19 protein-coding genes are annotated in these 21,822 nt (G+C 33.7%); 17 read left to right on the top strand and 2 right to left on the bottom strand.

From position 1 onward, the window contains the following. Positions 1-28: 28 nt before the first annotated feature. The gene (locus EKH84_RS21020) at positions 29-829 is read right to left on the bottom strand and encodes a rhomboid family intramembrane serine protease (RefSeq protein WP_127067821.1); all 801 of its coding nucleotides are present in this window, start codon (positions 827-829) and stop codon (positions 29-31) included. Positions 830-976: 147 nt separating this feature from the next. On the opposite strand from EKH84_RS21020, the gene EKH84_RS21015 reads away from it, so the two are divergent. The 7 genes from EKH84_RS21015 to EKH84_RS20990 all read left to right on the top strand — a co-directional run bounded on the left by EKH84_RS21015 (position 977) and on the right by EKH84_RS20990 (position 7,240). Further along, a complete protein-coding gene (locus EKH84_RS21015) occupies positions 977-1,645 on the top strand; it encodes a hypothetical protein (protein ID WP_127067820.1) in 669 nt (222 codons plus the stop codon). A gap of 24 nt (positions 1,646-1,669) precedes the next feature. Then, complete coding sequence (locus tag EKH84_RS21010) at positions 1,670-2,698, top strand: ATP-grasp domain-containing protein (RefSeq protein WP_013658449.1); 1,029 nt, start codon at positions 1,670-1,672, stop codon at positions 2,696-2,698. Between the two features lie 1,115 nt (positions 2,699-3,813). Further along, positions 3,814-3,975 (top strand): hypothetical protein, encoded by a 162-nt coding sequence (locus tag EKH84_RS22305; RefSeq protein ID WP_190283421.1) that lies wholly within the window; start codon positions 3,814-3,816, stop codon positions 3,973-3,975. 144 nt (positions 3,976-4,119) lie between these two features. Then, positions 4,120-4,785 carry a hypothetical protein gene (locus EKH84_RS21005; RefSeq protein WP_127067819.1) on the top strand — a complete coding sequence of 222 codons (666 nt, stop codon included), beginning with the start codon at positions 4,120-4,122 and terminating at the stop codon, positions 4,783-4,785. 619 nt (positions 4,786-5,404) lie between these two features. Further along, positions 5,405-5,725 (top strand): PadR family transcriptional regulator, encoded by a 321-nt coding sequence (locus EKH84_RS21000; RefSeq protein ID WP_013658446.1) that lies wholly within the window; start codon positions 5,405-5,407, stop codon positions 5,723-5,725. Beyond that, on the top strand, positions 5,718-6,431 hold the full coding sequence (locus tag EKH84_RS20995; RefSeq protein ID WP_127067818.1) for a DUF1700 domain-containing protein: 714 nt from the start codon (positions 5,718-5,720) through the stop codon (positions 6,429-6,431). Before EKH84_RS21000 ends, EKH84_RS20995 begins: the two co-directional genes overlap by 8 nt. Positions 6,432-6,436: 5 nt before the next feature. Continuing rightward, positions 6,437-7,240, top strand: a complete 804-nt coding sequence (locus EKH84_RS20990; RefSeq protein ID WP_127067817.1) for a DUF4097 family beta strand repeat-containing protein — start codon at positions 6,437-6,439, stop codon at positions 7,238-7,240. Between the two features lie 76 nt (positions 7,241-7,316). Here EKH84_RS20990 and EKH84_RS20985 read toward each other — a convergent pair whose 3' ends face one another. Beyond that, the gene (locus tag EKH84_RS20985; protein ID WP_127067816.1) at positions 7,317-8,363 is read right to left on the bottom strand and encodes a hypothetical protein; all 1,047 of its coding nucleotides are present in this window, start codon (positions 8,361-8,363) and stop codon (positions 7,317-7,319) included. 160 nt (positions 8,364-8,523) lie between these two features. On the opposite strand from EKH84_RS20985, the gene tkt reads away from it, so the two are divergent. The 10 genes from tkt (at position 8,524) to EKH84_RS20935 (ending at position 21,647) form a co-directional block, all read left to right on the top strand. Next, entirely contained in the window at positions 8,524-10,503 is a 1,980-nt protein-coding gene (gene tkt / locus EKH84_RS20980) for a transketolase (protein WP_127067815.1), read from the top strand. 307 nt (positions 10,504-10,810) lie between these two features. Beyond that, complete coding sequence (locus EKH84_RS20975) at positions 10,811-14,215, top strand: insulinase family protein (protein WP_127067814.1); 3,405 nt, start codon at positions 10,811-10,813, stop codon at positions 14,213-14,215. Positions 14,216-14,377: 162 nt separating this feature from the next. Next, positions 14,378-14,818, top strand: coding sequence for a hypothetical protein (locus EKH84_RS20970; RefSeq protein ID WP_127067813.1), 441 nt, complete (start codon positions 14,378-14,380; stop codon positions 14,816-14,818). Positions 14,819-14,831: 13 nt separating this feature from the next. Further along, positions 14,832-17,015, top strand: a complete 2,184-nt coding sequence (gene secD, locus EKH84_RS20965) for a protein translocase subunit SecD (protein ID WP_442861332.1) — start codon at positions 14,832-14,834, stop codon at positions 17,013-17,015. Positions 17,016-17,284: 269 nt separating this feature from the next. Then, positions 17,285-17,845, top strand: a complete 561-nt coding sequence (locus EKH84_RS20960) for a YdeI/OmpD-associated family protein (RefSeq protein WP_013658438.1) — start codon at positions 17,285-17,287, stop codon at positions 17,843-17,845. A 50-nt stretch (positions 17,846-17,895) separates the two neighbouring features. Then, on the top strand, positions 17,896-18,339 hold the full coding sequence (locus tag EKH84_RS20955) for a GNAT family N-acetyltransferase (RefSeq protein ID WP_127067811.1): 444 nt from the start codon (positions 17,896-17,898) through the stop codon (positions 18,337-18,339). 187 nt (positions 18,340-18,526) lie between these two features. Beyond that, complete coding sequence (locus EKH84_RS20950) at positions 18,527-18,832, top strand: Dabb family protein (RefSeq protein WP_127067810.1); 306 nt, start codon at positions 18,527-18,529, stop codon at positions 18,830-18,832. A 423-nt stretch (positions 18,833-19,255) separates the two neighbouring features. Beyond that, entirely contained in the window at positions 19,256-20,014 is a 759-nt protein-coding gene (locus EKH84_RS20945) for a basic amino acid ABC transporter substrate-binding protein (RefSeq protein WP_127067809.1), read from the top strand. A 157-nt stretch (positions 20,015-20,171) separates the two neighbouring features. Next, complete coding sequence (locus EKH84_RS20940) at positions 20,172-20,912, top strand: amino acid ABC transporter permease (RefSeq protein WP_127067808.1); 741 nt, start codon at positions 20,172-20,174, stop codon at positions 20,910-20,912. Positions 20,913-20,924: 12 nt separating this feature from the next. Then, positions 20,925-21,647: an amino acid ABC transporter ATP-binding protein gene (locus tag EKH84_RS20935; protein ID WP_127067807.1), complete on the top strand. Its 723-nt coding sequence runs from the start codon at positions 20,925-20,927 to the stop codon at positions 21,645-21,647. Positions 21,648-21,822: the final 175 nt, after the last annotated feature.

Raw genomic sequence — 21,822 nt, 5'->3', positions numbered from 1 at the left:
AGAAATAGTAGGTCCTTTATACATGCGATTATTGTTTGTGTTCGTGATTGTGTAAGTGCTCCATACAATATTCATAGTTACCATTACAACTAGAACAGTAACGAAATTCTGCCTCAGGGTCAGTTAATTCAGTTTTACCACACACAGCACATTTATGAAAGGCTACCTTAATAGGAGCCCCTTGTTTAAGCTCACGCTTTTGTTTCTTAAATTGTTTCTGCGTACTTGTACGACGCCCACGCATAAGGGTTGAACCAAAGAATAATAAAAAGTTAAGTAAAGAAACAATAATAAGAATTCTGGTGCTAGTAGTGCCTCGAATGAGATTAACAAGTAAGAAAGCAATATCTAGAGCTGCAAGATACTTAACTTTAATAGGAATAATCCCATAAAGTGCAAATTGTACATCTGGGAAAAGTACAGCATAAGCTAAGAATAAAGATAAGTTCATATAAGTTGCAGTAATAATCATATTTCCACCAGAAATAAAGAAGGCAATAATGTTAAAAATGATTCCTAGTAAATAATAAACATTAAATTTAAAAGCACCCCATTGGTATTCTAATTCTCTACCAATAGAATAATAAAGTAATATAGCAAAAATAAACCATATAGGGCTACTAGAGATAGGAATAAAAATCCATGAAATGATTCTCCAGATTTGCCCCTGCATAATATAAGCTGGATCGAAGTAAATCCACTCTATAATAGGTAAACCTAATAAGAATTGAGCTATATAAACAATGATGTTTCCCATAATAATATAGAGCATAAGATTAGGAATGGAAAAACGTCCATATTTACGTTCTAATTTATTTAAAAAGTTCATAAATTCCTCCTTAACATTCATATAAATAATATAATTTTGCTTTATAATTTAACATAGTTTATAATAAAATCGAAAATCTTGCTATAAGTATAGCACACTCTATACCTAAGGCAAAGGGGAAGAATGAAACAGGAGGACAAGCAAAATATGGAGAAGTATGGTAAGGACTTTAAGGAACTTACGTTTAAGCAAAAAGTAAATCATATATGGGAATACTATAGATGGTATATTTTATCATTTATTATTGGGGCAGTAATTATTTCAAGCTTAGTGATTTCTATTTTTACACCTCAGGAAGTGCATGATGTAGATATTGTCCTAGCAGGGAAAATGAATTATGATGAAACGCAGCCTGAAGTAGTAAAGTCATACAAGGAAATGTTTAATGCAGATTTAGGGTTATCAATTGTTGATTGGGATAATATGGGTGAGATGGGAATGGCTATGCTCCAAAAGATTCCTTTATTAGTAAAGACAGATGAACTTGATGTATTAGGTTTAGAGCCTATGATGTTTGAAAGTTATACCAGACAGTTAGGTGCTGATATGTTTGTACCATTAGAGACTATACCAGAGTTTAGTGGATTACTAGAAAAGTATGAGGACCGATTAGTAACTTATAATCAGAAGTATAATGACGACCAAGAGTTAGTTGAGGCTGAAGAGCACATATATGGTATCCGTATTTCTAAGTTTGCTAATATCCCTTGCATTACTGCCAATGATGAGTTTATTATTGGTGTAACAACTACAGTTAAGGACCTTGAGAAAACAGCCCAGTTACTTGACTATTTATTAGATGAAGGTAACGAGTAAAAAAGTTAATGAGGAGATAAAGAGATGAACTTTAATGGTATTAAGCAAATAGGTATAGTTGGAGGAGGAACTTCAGCTTTAATGCTTTGTATTGAAGCTGCTAAGGTGGGTATAAGAACAAGTCTGTTAGATCCTAAAGTGGGGTGTATAGGCTCCCAATTGGCAAATGAACACATTATATCAGCTATTACCAATGAAAGTATTCAAAAGCTAAGTTTAAGATGTGATGTTCTTATTTTTAATACGAAATTAGATTTCGAGTTAAATGTTAAACTCCATGCAAAAACTTATCCAAATAAGGAAACAATGAAAGACCTTTGCCATTTTAAAAATGTACAGGATATTTTAGAATTTCTAGATATTCCAGTGCCTAAGGTTTATTATCAAGATAATAAGCAGCAAGCTTTTTCTCAAATGGAGAATTTAGAAATGCCATTTAGGTTTATTAAGCAATATACAGACCGAACTGAGCAGATGGCTGTTTATAATAAAGAAGATTTGGCAGACTTTATCTTAGAAGTAGATGAAGGAGCAGATAGCTTTATTCTGCAACCTATTACTAAGTATAGCCGCATCATAACTTTTCTTTGTATTGTCGATGAAGATGAAAAAGCATATATATATGACCCAGTAGAAGAATTAAATGATGAAGATAAAACTTGTCATCTAAAGATTTCTGACAGCTTATCTAAGACTATGCTAACACGTCTTAATCGTTATAATAAAAAGCTGCTTAAAGAAATAAATGGTATTGGCGCTTTTACAATCAAATATGGTATTAAAGCAAACAAAAGTGTGGAACTTATTGAGATTACACCAGAGCTCTCTATGGCAGGACTTCTCACCTTAGAAGCATATGAACTTTCTATTTATGAGCAGTATCTACATTTATTAGTGGGCATGTCTATTAATAAACCAGAATTAGAAGCTTATGTACAGGGGACTATTAAACCTGTTAAGGAGCAAAAAGAGGAAAAAGGTATTTATCATTTTTATCAATTAGGACAAAATCAATTATATATTAAAAGAGATAAAGAAGAGCCTAAGGCTTAATAAGAAATAAAAGAGTTGAATTTGAAGTTTCTATAGATATTTATCATATAGCAAAAGCCACCCCTTTAAAAAAATCTAAAGGGGTGGCTTTTGTTATGTGCCAGACTCTTGTTATTCACTTATATAACCTATACCAATAGCTGAAACAGGGCATAAGGGTAGCTCCTCAGTACGCTTTGCACTTAAAGAGGCCACAGGTATAAGCTATGAAAGTTTAAACGAAGAGTGAGGGGCTCTTAAAAGTCTTAGCCGGTGCACCCTTATGATGAGGAAGCTAAGGCTTTAAGACTCTGGTCTAAAACTTTATTTGTATAGCGGTGTAAAAGCTTTTGTGTAACTTATATATGGCGCCTTCCTTGCAGTGCATCAGTGAACATTTTCCTTAAGTCCAGAGGTACCTATAACAATAGATTGAGACTTGGCTGACCCGGTCAGTTCCTCAGATTGAAGCTGTGGTAATTTTGCCGAGGAAGTTACTTTATTTACTTTTACATTTATATATATGCCACGAGAATGATAAGTCCCTAATAAAATTTAAAAAAAATATAAGAAAGTTTTCTAAGCGTGGAGATAGTAAGGGAGAATAGGGTAAGGCTAGGGTATTGCCAAGGTACCGCCAAGTCGTCCGAGTATGTGTATTGGTTACGGTTGCTGTCTCAATTCGCTAAGTAACTCTAAACTCGTAGCCCTTATGAACGGCTGAGAACTCGCTAGCGCTCAAACATTCAGCCTAAAACCCATAAGGTCTACTTCGTTAAGAGCTACTAAGCTTATTTCCAAGGCACCCTCCACCAATCCACATACTCTCCCGCCTTGGCTACTACTGGGCAAAAAATAACTATCAAACAGATACCCTTAGCAATTATGTCTAAGAGTTTCCCGAAATCATCCAAAGAATTATTTTTTATCTAGCATCTACTGAATTTCTAGGTAATAATTTTATCATACAATAATATTGATGCTAAACTAAATAGTCTTTTGGTAGAAATATAGAAAAAACTAAAAAATAATTAATTTAAATATTAAAAATAGTTGTATAATATGATAAATTATAACTATATACTTATCATGCTGTCGAATTGGCCAGTACATATCCTTAAATAGAGGTACATAGTGTGAATAAGTTTATAATTGTTTCTAGTGAAAGTTACAAGAAGTACGTAGCAGAACTTCAAACTGATATTAAGAAGAAGTTTTATGGCAGACCTAGCAAAGCAACTGCCAACTATTTCGAAGAAAAAAACTTCATGGGAAAGATAGGCATGTGGATATTATAGTAGAAGAGGCAGGGAGGGATAGAGATCATGAGGTAGAGAGTTATGCGGTATTGTTAGATGTGATGAATAAATTATAGAGTTAAGTATTCTGTATTAATAGATTAGATATGTCTTACAATAAAATATAAAGATAGAGGAAATGATATGGGAAACAAGATTAGGAAAGATTATTTTGATAATATGGGATTCATTTATAAGTTTTGGTATCGTGTTTTTATTGGTATTGAACTGATTTTACCTTTTAGTTTAATCAGAAAGTATATATTTAAAAATACAAAAGAGTTTTCAGATAAGTGGGTTTTAGTACATACTCTATTAAGCATAGGTTCAGTATTTATTATACAGTATATAGATTTAGGTATATTAAAAAAGATTTTTTTAGTATACGGTGCTATAAGAATATTTGAGATGATTGTTTATCAAATAAATGTACTTTTATTTCATCCTTATAAGGCTATGGTCAAGGATAATCATGATATAAAGAATAAGTATAGTATACAAAATCCATATCGTTCAGTTGTATTATTAGGACATAACTTTATAGAAATAGTGTGTTGGTTTACGGCAGCTTCAATCTATTTCTCGAATGACTCAGTTCCTATTATTAAGGCGCTGATGCAAAATACTATAAGGATATTTACATTTAACTATGAGCAAGTAGCAGTAAAACTATGCGTTTTGCAATATATTATCTTTGCTGAAGTATTAAGTGGAATGATTTTAGTGATTGTATCGCTAGCTAAATTTTTAGGAGAGTTACTGCATGTGGATTTAGAGTACGAGCAAGATAATAAGAACAATGCGGATTAAATCTTATTATAGGTAAAAGAGTGAGCTGCTTAATTGTAAAATGTATAAAAATTACAGATACAAATAGGATATACAAGAAACGGTGTTGTCGCATTAGCTAATATGACAGCACCGTTTTGTATTAAGTAGAGTAATTATTAGATTTATTACTAAAATTCCTCTAGGGATAAAATTGTTATTAAGGTGGCTGAAAATATATAAATAAAAATAAAATCTAGATAAAGCACATAAGGAGGAGTTTAATAAGCTCTTGTTATAAGCTGATATGCCCACATATATTCATGATTTAAAGGGAGTAGATATTAGCATTCGTCAACGTGTAGTATTTATTTATCTTATGGAAGACTTTGAAAAGGAATATAGGTTAACGGACTTGGTAGAAATACATTTTATATTTTTTAACGTAACAAGGTGTAAAATAGTTCAGCAGTTTCTTCTTACTTAGCAGTAGCTTCCCTACATAGCGGCCCCTGCTTTTATGAAAAAAAGATTAGAAGATTAGAATATAATTAAAAATCATAATATTACGTTGAAATGTATATTATATTGCGTATACTATAGATATCAACACAATACTCATGTAGCATACAGTATGCCTAGGAGAGCAAGGAGGGGTAAGATGGCATTGCAATTAGGTGGGAATTTATTAGAAGCATGTATTTTAGCAATTATAGAAAAAGAAGATGTCTATGGCTATCGTTTAACACAGGAAGCAAAAGAGTTAATGGAGGTTTCAGAATCTACGTTGTATCCTGTTCTTAGAAGATTACAAAAGGATGGCCTTTTAAATACTTACGATGAAGCTTTTCAGGGGAGAAATAGAAGATATTACGGGATTACAGAAGAAGGAAAGGAAAAGCTACAAACCTATAAGGTAGAATGGACTGGGTTTAAGGAAAAAATAGATTTAGTACTTGAGGGGGTATCAAGGAATGAATAGAACAGATTTTATGAAAGAATTGCGAGCGGGGATTGTCAAATTACCTTACCAAGAAGCTGAGGCGGCATTAGAGTATTATGAGGAATACTTTGAAGAAGCTGGAGCTGAAAATGAAGAAAGAGTGCTTGAGGAGTTAGGTGACCCTAGGGTAATTGCTAAGCAGATTATGGAAGACTTTCATAATAGGGAGGCCGAAAATGGTAATGAGTTTACGGCTAAGGAATCTGAAAATAGTTATGATTTTGGTAATAAGGGATATCAAACTAATAATGATTTCACTAGTGGTGCAGGATCAATTAATTTAGATGATATTAAGCTACAAGAAAATAAAGAAAGCAGGAGCAGCTTTAAATCACTAGGATCATCTCCGTTGGTTATTATACTCCTTATTATTGCCATCCCAGTCATTGTTCCTTTGTTATTTGGGGCAATAGGGGTATTAATAGGCATAGACGTGACTATCTTTGCTTTGGGAATAGTGAGTTTTGTGCTTTCGGTAGCTGGAGTGGTTTGTTTAATGGCAGGAGCAGCCACTTTAGGTGGGCAGTTTATGACAGGTTTATTCGTAATAGGTATAGCACTTGCGATATTTGGTTTTGCTCTAATTATGGGGCTTGTTACAAAGTATGCTAATAAATTCGTGAATGTCTTCCTCTTAGGAAGTATAAAAGATTTGATTACAAATAGAAGTTATGGAAGGAGGTAAGTCAAATGAGAGGAAGAAGTGTACTAGGTTTAGCTATAGGACTGATTATTAGTGGCGGCGTTTTATGTTTTGGGGCATATGTAGCAGGTGCTGATACCTCTGTTACTTGGAATAATGTAAAGATTGGTGTAAATGGCGTAACTTATGTAAGTAGGAACTACGATAGCGAGGAGTTTAATACGATTACTGAAAAGCTAGAGAACTTTGATAAGCTTACTTTAAATATAGATACAATGGATCTAGAAATTAAAACAGGTGATACTTACCAGCTAGAGGCTACGTATGCTAAAGCAGGTGTATTCTCCTATGAAGTCAAAAAGGGTGAATTAGTCATAAAGCAAAGTACCAAACATCCTTCTTTATTTGGATTTAATACTAAAATAGGAAAGATGACTTTATATATACCTGAAGACAAGTCATTAGAGCATATGGATATTGAGATGGGTATTGGAGAAGCACATATTGATAATGTGGTAACAGATGCGTTTGAGCTTAAAGGGGGAGTAGGAGAAGTCGTTATTAATAACCTTGTAAGCCAAGATACAGATACAAAAATGGGTGTCGGGGATGTGAAAATACAAGGTGATTTAAAGGGAAAAACATCTATAGAAGGTGGTGTTGGTAGTTTTTATTTAGAATTAGTAGGGGATGAAAAAGAATATAATTATACTATTAATAAAGGGATAGGGGAAACCATTATTAATAATCGAACTTACGAAGGCTTTGGTGACACCAAAGAAAATAATGATGCACCAAATCAAATTTCTATCGATAGTGGCATAGGAGAAATTAAAATTAAAACAAATTAGTGAAAAGCTACTTATAGCAGTTTCTATACTTTGAAAGGTATTAAGAAACAATATAAGTAGCTTTTACTTTTCTATATTAGGTTGTAGGTTGTTTAGAAGTGATATGTTTAGCAAGCAACTGCGCTATACGAGGCGTATCAGGGTCATAAATAACAGGCGTTATAGGATTGATATAGCCCTGCCTACCATATAAATAAAAGGAGGCATAATTATAAGCTTGGGCAGCTCTTTTTTCAGTAGGATAATTTCCAAGGTATATTTGTTTTTTCTGATAACCAATAAGTGCTTTAAAGCTATTTTTATCTTTGCAGATGCCTCTATAAAGCTTATTGGAGGTAATACGTTTGTGCTTATTATGTGGTTCTAATAATGCAAGCGAGATAGAAAGCTTATCATAGATTTGATTATACTCACTTTTGGTTAAAAACGGGATTTCGTTAGGCACAAAGTTTTTTTCTATGCCTCTAGCCCTGAGGAGGTCAATTCCTTTATTATAAGCAATAGCGGCCTCTATCTCAGAAGCATAATGCCCGAGTATGATATTCTTAGTTGTATAGATACTAGTAATATAAAGGGTTTGAGCACCTTTTTCCTTTTTTGAAACCCCCTTATAATGGTTAATGATGACTAGGTTTTCTCTACGGAAATCATAACAATTGTTATTTTTAAAGTAATAGTCTTTACCTAAAACGCTATGATTTTGAATATCGAACCTGGATAATAAATTTTGCTGAGAGATATGATCCTGGGTGTAAAGATAATTACCTCTTTTATAAATTTTATAAGTAGAAAAGAAAAATAAATCTTTTAAATCAAAGAGTAAAATCATATCTTTAGACAAATAATAACTAAAGTATGTAGGAAAGAGGTAAATTGGATTTTTAATGTAAGTATGATGATCTCTTAAATTACAAAGGCAGACAACCTTTTTATAATTTAAGTGTGACTCCGGAAAATTTGGAGGTCCTGGAGGAAGTAACATGATTGCCTCTGCTTCTCTAAGAACGCTTTCTGCAATTGCTAAAGAAGGAAAGGCACCAAGGTAAATTTTATGAGTCTGATATAAAAAATAAACCTTAAACTGCGCCTTATTGCGTTCAACCGTGGGATAAATATAAGACATAAATTCACCGCCTTTGTTCTAGAATACAGCAAAAGCGCTATAAATTCATTAAAAATATACAAGAAATCAAGTAAATTTACAATATACAGGGACATGTAAAAACAGTATAATAGAATTGTATGTTTAATCGAAAGACATTGTTTATCATAAGGAGGAAGAAATGGACGCAGTATCACAAAAAACTATTAATACCATTAGGGTGCTTGCAGCAGAAGCCATTCAAAAGGCAAATTCAGGACATCCAGGGTTACCACTGGGTTCAGCACCTATGGCATATACATTATGGGCTGATCACATGAATCATAATCCTAAAAATCCAAAATGGGAAAACAGAGACCGTTTTGTACTTTCAGCAGGTCATGGATCAACATTACTTTATACTTTACTTCACTTATTTGAGTACGGACTTACTATGGAAGATCTTAAAAACTTCCGTCAAGAAGGGAGCCTTACACCAGGACATCCTGAATATGGCCACACAGTGGGTGTAGAAACAACAACAGGACCACTTGGACAAGGTATTGCTACAGCAGTTGGTATGGCTATGGCTGAAAAACATTTAGCAGCACACTTTAACAAAGAAGGTTTTAACCTTGTTGATCACTATTCCTATGCATTAGTTGGTGACGGTTGCTTAATGGAAGGTATTTCTTATGAAGCTGCAGCATTAGCTGGTACACTTGGACTTGGTAAATTAATCGTACTTTATGATTCAAATAACATTACTATCGAAGGTGATACACAAATTGCTTTTAGAGAAAATGTAAGAGCACGTTTTGAGGCGCAAGGCTTTGAAACTTTCCTTGTAGAAGATGGCAATGATACTAAAGCTATTTCAGAAGCTATTGCTAAAGCAAAAGCGAATACATCAAAACCAAGCTTTATAGAAGTTAAAACACAAATCGGTTATGGTTGTCCTAACAAACAAGGTAAAGCAGCAGCTCATGGTGAGCCATTAGGAGCAGATAACATTGTAGAAATGAGAGCTTTCTTAGAACACCACAATGAAGAGTTCTTCGTAGCAGATGATGTTAAAGCACATATGGCAGAGCTTGTAAAAGCTGGAGCAGCTAAAGAAGTAGCTTGGAACGAACTTTTTGCAGCTTATGAAAAAGCTTATCCAGAACTTGCAAAAGAGTGGAAAGCTTGGCATTCTGATGAAGAAATTAGCTTAGATATTTATAACAACTACACAGATGAAGCTGGTAAAAAAGCAACACGTGTAGCTTCCTTTGAAGTAATTAATCATATGGCAGACATTGTGCCAAATATGATTGGTGGTTCAGCTGACCTTGCACCATCAACGAAAACCTATATGAACGGAAAAGGAGATTTCAGCGCTGAGGATTACTCAGGAAGAAATCTTCACTTTGGTATTCGTGAACATGCAATGGGTGCTATTGCAAATGGTATTGCAGTACACGGCGGGCTTAAAACATTCTGCTCTACTTTCTTTGTATTTAGTGATTATATGAAGAATCCAATGAGACTTGCAGCACTAATGAAACTACCAGTAACTTATGTGCTCACTCATGACAGTATTGGTGTAGGTGAAGACGGACCAACTCACCAACCAATCGAACAGCTTGCAATGCTTCGTAGTACACCAAACCTTGTAACCTTTAGACCAGCAGATGCAAAAGAAACAGTAGCTGCATGGGAATATGCACTTAATAGCAAAACTGAGCCAGTAGCTATTGTGCTTACAAGACAAGACCTTCCTTACCTTGCAAAAACAGGTGTAGAAGCTAAAAAAGGTGCGTATGTAGTAGCAGGAGTAGAACCAAAAGAGGCAGATATCATCTTAATTGCAACAGGTTCAGAAGTACAACTTGTAGTAGGTGCAGTAAAAGAATTAGAAGCACAAGGTATTAAAGCTACTGCAGTAAGTATGCCATCAATGGATGTTTTCGAAGAACAACCAAAAGCATACAAAGATGCGATTTTACCTCCAAACAAAACGAAGAGAGTAGCAGTAGAAGCACTTTCTTCATTTGGATGGCATAGATATACTGGTCTTGAAGGACAAGTCATTTCAATGGATCACTTTGGAGAATCAGCACCTGCTGGTTTAATCTTTAAGAAAAATGGCTTTACAGTAGAACACGTAGTAGAAGTGGCTAAAGAAGTATTAGCGTAATCTACATTATATGAAAAGGACTTAAGCTCTTCACAAGCTTAGGTCCTTTTTCTGTAGATAAAAAAGTTTTATTTCATTTCTATTTGAATAGGGTATGGAGCTACTTTTTTGATGATGGCTAAATAGTTATTTTAAATTTATGGCATAAAGGTAAAATGACTAATATGAGATGGAGATACAATAGGAAATATATGAAATACGACTAATTATTTTGAAAATAAAAATTACTACTGAAAAAAGTTGCAAAAAAGTCTTATAATGGATATTGGTTGATTTAAAAAATAAAAGAGATAGAGGAGGAAATTAAGTGAGAAGAGTAAGGGCTCTCATATTAGTGGCTGCATTAATCATAGGATGTTTATCTCCTGCCACGTTAATGGCTGCAGTTAATGATTCAAAGACTTTACCACAAATAGGGGAAGTGGTATCAGGTTTTAAAGCTTTAGAAAAGGGGAAAATGGAAATTGTTAATGGACAAACAGTTTTATTTGAACATGTGAAATCAGGAGCTAAATTATTGTACATAAAAAACGCTGATAAAAATAGAGCTTTTGACATTAGTTTTAAAACACCAGCAAACGATAATACAGGTGTTAACCATGTACTAGAGCATGTAAGTACAGCAGGATCCCAAAAGTATCCCTTCAAGGATGTATTCTTTAATATAAGCAATCAAACCTATTGTAGTTATATTAATGCTTTTACGACTAATACAATGACCAGCTATCCTGTAGCTTCTATGAGCGAAGCACAGCTTTTAAAATTAGCAGATGTGTATATGGATTGTGTGTTTAATCCATTCATTTATAAAGAACCTAATCTCTTTAAAAGAGAAGCGTGGAGATATGAGAAAGAAAATGAAGGGGCACCTCTTAATTTAACAGGAATTATTTATAGCGAAATGCAAGGAAGTACAGATGGCATAGAAAATGCTGAAGTACGTAATTGCTTAAAAGCATTATTCCCAAACGGCACAATGAGTAATGCGTCTGTAGGTACGCCAGAAGCCATACCTACATTAACTTACGAAGACGTATTAAAAGTACATGAGACTTACTATCATCCTTCAAATGCTTTAATTGTACTTTATGGGGATATAGATTATCGTAGTTTCTTAAAATTGTTAGATGAAAACTATCTCTCCCAATATGATAAAAAGGCCATTACAGTAGACTATAAAGATGAAAAGCCTTTTACAACAGTAGCTAATAAGACCTATGATTTTCCTGCAGGTGAAAATGCCACCACTGATGAGAGCATTATCAGTTATGCGTATGCAATGACGGATATATCCCAAACTGATAGAGTGGGAATGTCTATTATTGCCGAATACTTAAATCAAGGTAGTTCTATTGTACAGAAGGCCTTTAAAAGAGCTAATATAGGAAATACTTTAGAAGTTTATTATGAAGATAGTTTACCTCAGCCAGTATTAGTTTTTAGTGTGGCTAATACCTCTCCTAGTAAAAAAGAAGTTTTAGGACGTATCGTGGATGAAAGTATGAAAGCTTTAGTTACTAAAGGCTTTGATGAGACAGTATTAGAAATGATTATTGCTAATACTGAATTTAATAATGCTTTAGTAACAGAAGGAAGTCATCTGGGTGTCAATATTGCAGTAGCAGCGGCACAGTATTGGGCGGCTCATGGAGAATATGACTATTACAACAGTTATATGAGTCATATAGATTATGCTAAGGCCCATATGACAGATGGTTATTTAGAACAACTTGTAAAGAAATATATTGTAGGAAATAAGCATGCAGCTTTAGTAGCCACAGTACCTAAAGCTGGTTTATTGGAGCAAAAGAGAGCTCAGCAAAAGAAACAGCTGGCAGCTAAGGAAGCAAGTATGACTAAAGAAGAAGTAGCAAAATTAATATCAGAAACGGCTAGTTTTAATAATTGGAATGCAAAGGAAGACTCTAAAGAACATATAAAAGAATTGCAAGCAGTAAGCATCAAAGATTTACCCATAGAACTTAAAGAATATAGTATTAAAGATGTTACGGATAATGGTGTGAGATATTTAAGTGCTAACGCAGATGTGGGAGATACTTTTCTAGCAGATTTAATGTTTGATACATCAGGAGTAGCTGTAGAAGATCTGCACTATTTACAGCTTTATGCAAATCTTATAGGGGAGATAAGTACTACTAAGCACTCCATTGATGAATTAAGCACACTAAAAAGTATGTATCTGCATAACTTCCGCTGCACTACAGATACATGGGCAAATGCCAAGACTGATTTTACTTATAGGCCTATTTTAGATGTATCGTGGTTAGGACTTATTGGTGAATCTAGTAAGTCTGCTAATTTATTAGAAGAATTACTCTTAGAAACAGATTTTACACAAACAGATGAGCTGCTAAGTTATGTAAAAACAGCTCAGTCTTATTACAAAGACTATTTTAATGGATCGCCTTATAATATCTTGTATCAATATAATACTGCAGCTTACTTAAGTGACCAAAATTATAGTGTTTATATGAAGCAAACAGCTTATTATCATTTTTTAAAAGAAGTAGAGTCTCTTTTACAAAAAGAACCTTCCAAGGTAACATCAAAATTACAACAAATACAAGATAAGATTATGAATAGGACACACTTAATGAGTGTTTTTGCAGGTAATGAGTCGCATACAGCCACCTTTTATAAAGCATTAAATACATTTATTAGCAGGCTACCTGAGAAAAGGATTAATACACAAAATTATTTTAATTTGCCAGAGGTGCCTACTAATTTAGGAATCGCCATGGATACAACGGTAAATTATAATATGCTTTCAGCATCATTTGGAAACTTAAGCAAGGACTTTAGTGGTAAGTATCTTCCACTTATGAACGTCATTTCAGATAAATTCTTAACAGCTCAGCTAAGGTATCAAAATAACGTTTATTCTAACATAGAAAGTGTAAGCTGGAATGGTATTAGCTTATCAACTTATATGGATCCCTATATTGATAAGACCTTAAATACTTATAAAGACATAGAAAGCTTTACTCAAAGTTATGCTTTAACACAAGAAAGTTTAGATGGCTATATTTTAAAAGCTTTTAGTGAATATACCTTGCCACAAGGAGAATTAAGTGGAGCAGTTAATGCAGTCTTTAATTATATGTGTGGTTATAGTAATAATGAAACTGTAAAATTACTAGAAGAGATAAAATCAGCACAGGTAAGTGACCTAAAAGAACTAGGACAATTAATAAATGAAGTAGTAGAGGTAGGAGCTTGGACCAGTGTAGGGAGTAAAAGTAACTTAGAAAAGAATAAAAAGTTATATGACCAGATTATCTCGCTGCAGGATAAGGTAGCAGAACTTAATCAGTCTACTAACCTTACCAAAAAAGATTTTATTGATTTGCTTTTAGGTGAGGACACCTACAATAAAGCAGTTATACAAGGTCTTATTTCAGGAAAGTCAGATGAAATCCTTACTAGAGAAGAAGCAGCCATAAGTATTTATAAGCTATTAGAATCACAAGATTTAATAGAGTTACTTAAAGGGAGTAACGTAGTAATTAAGGATGCTAATACCTTATCTGAAAAAGGATTAAAAGCAGTAGAGTTCTTAGTAGGAAATAACTGCATGAGCTTAGATGAAGACAATCAGTTCAATGGAACTTCGCCACTATTGGAAGATGACTTACTTCAAATAGTACTTCAAATAGGGCATTTACTAATAGTTTCAGATGAAGTAGCTTAAAGAGGTAAGTGAAAGCTTTTTGAAAAATAAAGAAATAAATCGCTGAGCTTGAAATGAGTAAAAATATGACATAAAATGATAAGATTTTTTTTAATAAATAGTATAAAAATTTTTTGATTAGTATTATAATAGGTTCAAATGACTAAAAGAAGGAGGAGTATCATGAAGGCTAATAGAATAAGCTACCAAATAGCATATATAGGCCTATGTATCTGTGTGATACTCCTCTTTATGCGCCTAACACCAGATATGGTTGCTAAAAAAGAACAACCTACACAAGTGCCTTATGAAACCACAACTAAGCGTGCGCTTTATGATGTAGGAATGATGTCACCAAATCATTTATTAGGACTGATGCCTAAGAAAGTCAATGAGTTTGTGGAGCAGCATCTAGATGAAGAACTCATTCTTAATGAGCTTACAAGTTATGAGGAGTGCCTTGCATTATTAGATTATCTCAAGATGTTACAGCGGGTACTTTATCAAATGTTTGTTTGCTTAGTTACACTGATATGTATACATACTACTCGAAGAAGGGTTTTAAATTATATTTATAACAAGGACGGACCAAGGAGAAATATTCCTCTTATAACAACATTTTAAATTATAGGAGGAAATGAAAGTGAAGGCAAAAAAATATACGTTTTTTATTATTGTAGCCATTATTATAGGATTATTAATATTAGCTGTATTTGGAGCTCCTCATGTTAAAGGAGCTAAAGAAATGCGTTTTGGTATTGATATTAGAGGTGGTGTAGAAGCTATCTACGAACCTGTTGATTTAGACAGAGCAGCAACCTCAGATGAGCTTAATGCAGCTAGAAGTGTTATTGAAACAAGATTAGATAATAAGAACATACTAGATAGAGAAGTAACAATTGATAAGAAAAATGGTAGAATCATTGTAAGATTCCCATGGAAGTCTGATGAAGCAGAGTTTAACCCTGAAAAAGCTATATCTGAATTAGGTGAAACAGCTAGGCTAACCTTTAGAGATAGTGAAGGTAATATTCTTATCGAAGGTAAGGATGTAAAAAGTAGCCGTGCTGTAATGAATCAACAAACCAATCAGTATATGGTACAGTTAGTATTTAATGCAGAAGGCGCAAAGCTTTTTGAAGAAGCAACGGCAAAACTGATTGGTCAACAACTTTTCATTTTTATGGATGAAACTTATATTTCTGGACCTATGGTAAATCAGAAGATTTCAGGAGGGGAAGGCGTTATCGAGGGTACATTTACCCTAGATCAGGCACAAGACTTAGCAGAGAAAATTAGTTCAGGTGCACTACCATTCTCTATGACTGCTACAAGCCATAACACGATTAGCCCAAGCCTTGGAAGTGGGGCCCTAAAAGTAATGGTTATGGCAGGTATAACAGCGTTTGCACTTATTTGTTTATTTATGCTTGTCTTTTATAGATTACCAGGCTTTATAAGTTGTATTGCTTTAACGCTGCAGTTAGCGGTGCAGATTTTAGCTCTTTCTGTGCCACAATTTACTTTAACCTTACCAGGTATAGCAGGTATTATCTTATCCCTAGGTATGGGGGTAGATGCTAACGTTATCATTAATGAGCGTATTGGAGAGGAATTAAGGTCAGGAAAATCTTTACCATTAGCGCTTAAATCAGGTTATAGTAGAGCTTTTGCTTCTGTATTTGATGGTAATATTACAACAGCTATTGTAGCCATTATTCTAATGGCATTAGGTTCAGGAACAATGCTATCTTTTGGTTATACACTATTAGTCGGAATTGTACTTAACTTCATAGCTGGTATCTATACAACTCATAAGTTATTACTTTCTTTAATTAATTTCAAAGCGTTTAGAAATATCAAGCTTTACCATTTACCAAAGGAAAGAAAAACGATTCCTTTTTACAAGAAGAGATGGGGACTTTACAGTATTTCTATTGTATTAATGGTTATTGGTATTGTAAGTTGTTTCATTAATGGGATAGCATTAGATACAACCTTTAAAGGTGGAGCAATGCTTACTTATACTTATACAGGCGACTTAAATGTAGAAGATGTATCTAGACTTGCAACAAGTACCTTAAATAGAAATGTAACAGGACAGATCACAGAGGATTTAGGAAATAAACAACAAAAGATTGTTTTAAGCTTAGCTGGTACAGATAGCTTAAATGCAAAAGACCAAGTTAAATTAGATGAAGCTTTAGACAAAGCTTATGCAGCTAATAAATTAGAGCTATCAGAATCTTATATGGTAGAGCCTTATATCGGTAAAGAAACTCTTATTAGATCAATCATGTCTTTGGTGATAGCACTTGCATTAATTGTTGTTTATGTTTGGGTTCGTTTTAAGAAGATTGGTGGTTTATCAGCTGGAGCTATGGCACTTGTAGCTTTGGGACATGATATATTAGTCATTTTCTTTACATTCGTTGTTTTAAGAATTCCACTGGATACCAACTTCATAGCAGTAGCCCTCACTATTATCGGTTACTCAATTAATGATACTGTTGTTATTTATGACCGTATCCGTGAGAATATGGCACTTAATAGTAAGAATATGGAAGTACTAATGGATGACAGTTTAACACAAACCTTAACACGTTCTATTAATACCAGTGTAACAACAAGTATTAGTGTTTTGATTATGTACATTTTTGCTTATGTTTTTGGTATTGAATCTATTAAAGTTTTTGCACTTCCTATGATGATGGGTGTTTTAAGTGGTTGCTTCTCTTCAGTATGTTTAGCTGGTCCACTTTGGGTATCTTGGAAGAATAGCAAAAAGTTTAATAAAGGTGCACATGTAAAAACGGCTTAAGAGTTTTATAGTAAAAGAACATTATCAATAGTATTTGTTTGAGTATTTATGAGGAATATTACGGAGCAGAAATGAGAGGATAAGGATTACCTTCCGAAATTCTGCTCCGTATTTTTTGAAGCACTAAGGCTTACTTTTTTTGGTGAACATGTAAAAACTCATTCTTTTACTAAGCTTTAAAGTAAACATAGTGAGCATATGTGAAACTGACAAATTTAAATTTATTTAAGTGGGTTTTTGACAAAGAAGGTGAAATGAAGGAGGGGACTATGGGTCAAATCATGCAATTTATTAATCGGGAGGAATTTAGAAAATGGCTATCAGTACATTGCCTATCTAGTGACGGCATTTGGCTGCTATTTGGCAAGGCAGGTGGCCCGGAAACAATAACCGCTAGTGACGCGCTTGAGGAAGCACTTTGTTTTGGATGGATTGACGGGCAGATGCAAAGCATTGATGACAAGACATATAAAAAATATTTTTCTTTACGCAGAGATAATAGTAAGTGGTCAGAGAAGAATAAGGCATTAGTAAAGCAACTGGAGCAACGGGGAATCATGACCGACCATGGCAGGCGCAAAATTGAAGAAGCCAAGCAAAATGGACAGTGGAACATTGCAAAGCCAGCAGCTATTACGGAAGAACAGATTACGCTCATAGCCGCCATGTTAAAAGGCTTTGATCCTGCCTACTCCAATTTCATGTCGATGTCTCCAGCCGTTCAGAAAACTTATACACGGGCATATCTTGATGCAAAGACAGACGCAGGGCGTGCCAAACGCTTTTCCTGGATGGTAGAAAGGCTCAATAAAAATTTAAAGCCCATGTAGCAGATTTATGAGTATTATTGATATAAAGTAAATGAGTTAGGGGGTATTCCGTGGAAATTAAAATGATAAATGAGAATAAAAAACAGTTTCTTGATTTACTGTTGCTTGCAGATGAGTCGGAATCCATGATAGACAAATATCTTGAGCGTGGAGAGTTGTTTGCCTTGTATGATAATGAACTCAGAAGTGTATGTGTTGTCACAAGAGAGAGCTGTGATATATGCGAGCTTAAAAATATAGCAACATACGAAAAGTGGCACGGTATGGGATATGGCAGTAAGCTGATTCAATATATTGGGGCATTTTACAAAGATAAATATAAAACTATGATTGTCGGAACGGGCGATGTTCCTTCTATGATGCAATTTTATGGAAAAAATGGTTTTCATCTTTCACACAGGGTTCATAACTTTTTTACTGACAATTACGACCACCCAATGTTTGAAAATGGGGTACAGCTTGTGGATATGGTCTACTTAAAAAAAGAGTTATAACTGTGCCAGTCTTCGTAGCTTACGCCGGGGCGTTATGCCTCGGCGATATATTTTGTCATCATCGTGGAGCTATCGAAAAAATTTATCTACGATTAAGATTATTTATAAATATTATGAATAAATATGTTGAGAAGCTATAAGGAGACTAGTATAATGAAAAATGATTAATAAGAAACGAGGTCATAAAATGGTCAAACATATTGTAATGTGGCAAGTAGCAGAACATGAAGTACATGGGACAAAAGAAGAAGTAATGCATAAGATTAAAGAACAGCTAGAGGGACTTAAGGGTCAGATAGAGGGACTTCTTGAAATAGAAGTAGGTCTTAATTTTAATGCTTCACCAGCAGCTTATGACGTAGTACTTTACTCAGAATTCGTAGATGCATCAGCTTTAGATTATTACCAAGCACATGAAAAGCACTTAGTGGTAGCAAATCAATTAGTAAGACAAGTGGCAACTAGTAGAGCAGTGGTTGATTATACAATTTAAAATGTATTTTTATAAATAAACAATTTAGGACAATATTGTTAAAATGTGGTATAAAATCAAACGCGAAATGTATAGTTTTTAACATAAAGTATTCACTTAAGTGTTTCCATAAACAGCGTGTCCACATTTATGCTCTTAAAATAGCATAGTATTTTCAACTTATGCACAAAGTTATACACATTATCCACAAAAAATAAATAAGTCTATTTAATTTTATGTTTACTAGATGTTTATAAAATTGTGGATAAAAGTAAGAAAATATTAAATATCAAGGGCTCGTCCTAATTTTGATCAGAGAATATTTTCATTAAAGTATAAAAAAATAAAAATATAGATTGACTATTAATACTTGAATGTGTATAATTATTCATATCAAACAGGAAATAGATTATTTTATTAAATCACATAGAGGGGGATTATATAATGAAACAAAGTAAATTATTTAAAGTAGTAAGTTTAATAGGTATAAGTGTATTAACAATGGGGTTATTTGTTGGTTGTGGTAGCTCAAAAGATAGTAAAGTACTTGTAATGGGAACTAATGCAGAATTTGAACCTTTTGAATATCGTGAAGGAACAGATATAGTTGGTTTTGATGTAGATATTGCTAAAGCTATCGCAGACAAAATGGGAAAAGAATTAAAAATTGAAGATATGGCATTCGATTCATTACTTTTGGCATTAGGAAGTGATAAGATTGATTTTGTTGCAGCTGGATTAACAGTAGATGATGAACGTAAAAAACAAGCAGATTTTACTCAAACTTATTTTAAATCTAAACAAGTTATTATTGTAAAAGCAGACAATACAGAAATAAGTACAGTAGATAACCTTGTAGGTAAAACAGTAGGAGTACAACTAGGTACAACTGGAGATTTAGCTATTAGTGCTGTAGAGGGTGTAGAAGTGATTCGTCTTGACAAAGGTACTCAAGCAGTAGCAGATCTTCAAAATGGAAAAGTAGACGCAGTAGTTATTGATGAGGAACCAGCTAAGAAAATGATAGCAGGTAAAGATGATCTTAAAATTATAGAAGCACCATTTGTGGAAGAAGAATATGCAATCGCCATTAAAAAAGGCGATCAAGCATTAGTAGATGAAATGAATAAAGCGTTAGATGATCTTAAAGCTAGTGGTGAATACGATACTATTTACGAAAAGTATTTTGGTAAAGCAGAATAAGTTTTATAGTTAATGGAGCTCTACAAACAAAGGGACTGTTCAGAATAAGGACTGTCCCTTTTATAGTATGAAAATATTTTCTAAATTATTAGACTTGACAATGAACTAATGTTATATTATAAATAGACAACATAATAATGAAAGTTGAGGTATAAGAATGGAAAACTTCTTTATTAACATATTCGGTCAACAAACCGTGTCGTTTTATCAGACCTTTTTTCAAGAAAAATATTATGAACTGATATGGCAAGGCTTACAGTGGACACTTGGTCTAACAGCGATTGCCCTCATTTTAGGACTTTTGATAGGTATTTTTGTTGCACTGACTCAGATTTGTGTATTGCCTAAAAAAGTTGGTGTTTTAAGAGCTTTTTTATATTATGTAATGAAATTTTTAAAATGGATTACAAGAGCTTATATTTACATAATTAGGGGAACACCGTCTGTACTTCAAATTGTGCTGATGTGGAATGTTGTATTTGCTACCTCAAGTATTGACCGTATTTGGGTAGGCGGTATTGCTTTTGGTATTAATAGTGGGGCTTATATGGCTGAGCTTATTAGAGCAGGAATACAAGGGATTGATAAAGGACAAATGGAAGCTGGACGTTCATTAGGCTTAGGTTATGGGCAAACAATGAGATATATTATCTTCCCACAAGCATTTATTCAAATGCTTCCTGCTTTTGTTAGTGAATTTATTATCCTGATTAAAGAGACAGCTATTATTGGATTTATTGGAGGGCTAGATTTAATGAAGGCTCAAAATATTATTACAAGTCGAACCTTTAATCCTCTACAACCATTATTAATCGTGGGTGTATGCTATTTTATCATTACTAGCTTACTGACAGTATTTATGAGGCAAATAGAGAAAAAGGTTAACGTGAGCAAATAAGGAGGGCTGAAAATGATTAAGGTAGTAGACTTACATAAAAGTTTCGGAGATTTAAAGGTATTACAAGGAATTAATGACTCTATTAATAAGGGTGAGGTAGTTGTTATTATCGGTCCATCTGGTTCTGGGAAATCTACGTATTTAAGATGTATTAATCAAATGGAAGAAGTCACAAGTGGGCAGGTTTTAGTTGATGAAGTCGACATTACTGATCCTAAGGTAGATATTAATGAAATACGTCAAAAAATAGGAATGGTGTTCCAGCATTTCAACCTTTTTCCCCATATGACAGTGCTTGATAATATTACATTAGCACCTATGAAGATTAAAAAGATGGAGAAGGAAGAAGCAGAGAAATTAGCATATAGCCTCTTAGAAAAAGTAGGACTAAGAGAGAAAGCCAGTGAATATCCTAATAAATTATCTGGTGGACAAAAGCAAAGAATAGCTATTGCAAGAGCCTTAGCGATGAAACCAGAAGTGATGTTATTTGATGAACCAACTTCTGCCTTAGATCCTGAAATGGTTAATGAGGTATTAGACGTTATTAAGGAACTAGCTGATGAAGGTATGACTATGATGATTGTAACGCATGAAATGGGCTTTGCAAAAGAAGTAGGTACAAGACTTTTATTTATGGATCAAGGTAAGATTATTGAAGAAGGCGTACCAAAGGATATATTTGATGCACCTAAAGAAGAAAGAACGAAGCTTTTCTTAAGCAAGGTATTATAAATAAAATAAATAGAGAAATAGGGCTGTTGCTAAATTTTCTTCTATTACAAAGTATAGGTTAAGCATTTATTTGTGTAGGGCTATGTTTTGTGAAATAGGAGATCTAAATGACAGTCCTTTTTTAGTTACTATTGATAAGATAAGTAAAATGGTGTTGTATAATAATTAGAGTTAT

The organism is Cellulosilyticum sp. WCF-2 (genome assembly GCF_003990395.1).
GTDB classification, from domain to species: Bacteria; Bacillota; Clostridia; order Lachnospirales; family Cellulosilyticaceae; genus Cellulosilyticum; species Cellulosilyticum lentocellum.
This window is presented reverse-complemented; position numbering and strand designations above follow the sequence as displayed.

Coding starts and splice junctions, on each gene's coding strand:
- EKH84_RS21010 (WP_013658449.1), top strand. CDS start 1,670: ATGAACTTTAATGGTATTAAGCAAATAGGTATAGTTGGAGGAGGAACT.
- EKH84_RS20990 (WP_127067817.1), top strand. CDS start 6,437: ATGAGAGGAAGAAGTGTACTAGGTTTAGCTATAGGACTGATTATTAGT.
- EKH84_RS20970 (WP_127067813.1), top strand. CDS start 14,378: ATGAAGGCTAATAGAATAAGCTACCAAATAGCATATATAGGCCTATGT.
- EKH84_RS20960 (WP_013658438.1), top strand. CDS start 17,285: ATGGGTCAAATCATGCAATTTATTAATCGGGAGGAATTTAGAAAATGG.
- EKH84_RS20945 (WP_127067809.1), top strand. CDS start 19,256: ATGAAACAAAGTAAATTATTTAAAGTAGTAAGTTTAATAGGTATAAGT.
- secD (WP_442861332.1), top strand. CDS start 14,832: ATGAAAGTGAAGGCAAAAAAATATACGTTTTTTATTATTGTAGCCATT.
- EKH84_RS21015 (WP_127067820.1), top strand. CDS start 977: ATGGAGAAGTATGGTAAGGACTTTAAGGAACTTACGTTTAAGCAAAAA.
- EKH84_RS20985 (WP_127067816.1), bottom strand. CDS start 8,363: ATGTCTTATATTTATCCCACGGTTGAACGCAATAAGGCGCAGTTTAAG.
- EKH84_RS20935 (WP_127067807.1), top strand. CDS start 20,925: ATGATTAAGGTAGTAGACTTACATAAAAGTTTCGGAGATTTAAAGGTA.
- EKH84_RS20950 (WP_127067810.1), top strand. CDS start 18,527: ATGGTCAAACATATTGTAATGTGGCAAGTAGCAGAACATGAAGTACAT.
- EKH84_RS21005 (WP_127067819.1), top strand. CDS start 4,120: ATGGGAAACAAGATTAGGAAAGATTATTTTGATAATATGGGATTCATT.
- EKH84_RS20995 (WP_127067818.1), top strand. CDS start 5,718: ATGAATAGAACAGATTTTATGAAAGAATTGCGAGCGGGGATTGTCAAA.
- EKH84_RS20940 (WP_127067808.1), top strand. CDS start 20,172: ATGGAAAACTTCTTTATTAACATATTCGGTCAACAAACCGTGTCGTTT.
- tkt (WP_127067815.1), top strand. CDS start 8,524: ATGGACGCAGTATCACAAAAAACTATTAATACCATTAGGGTGCTTGCA.
- EKH84_RS21020 (WP_127067821.1), bottom strand. CDS start 829: ATGAACTTTTTAAATAAATTAGAACGTAAATATGGACGTTTTTCCATT.
- EKH84_RS21000 (WP_013658446.1), top strand. CDS start 5,405: ATGGCATTGCAATTAGGTGGGAATTTATTAGAAGCATGTATTTTAGCA.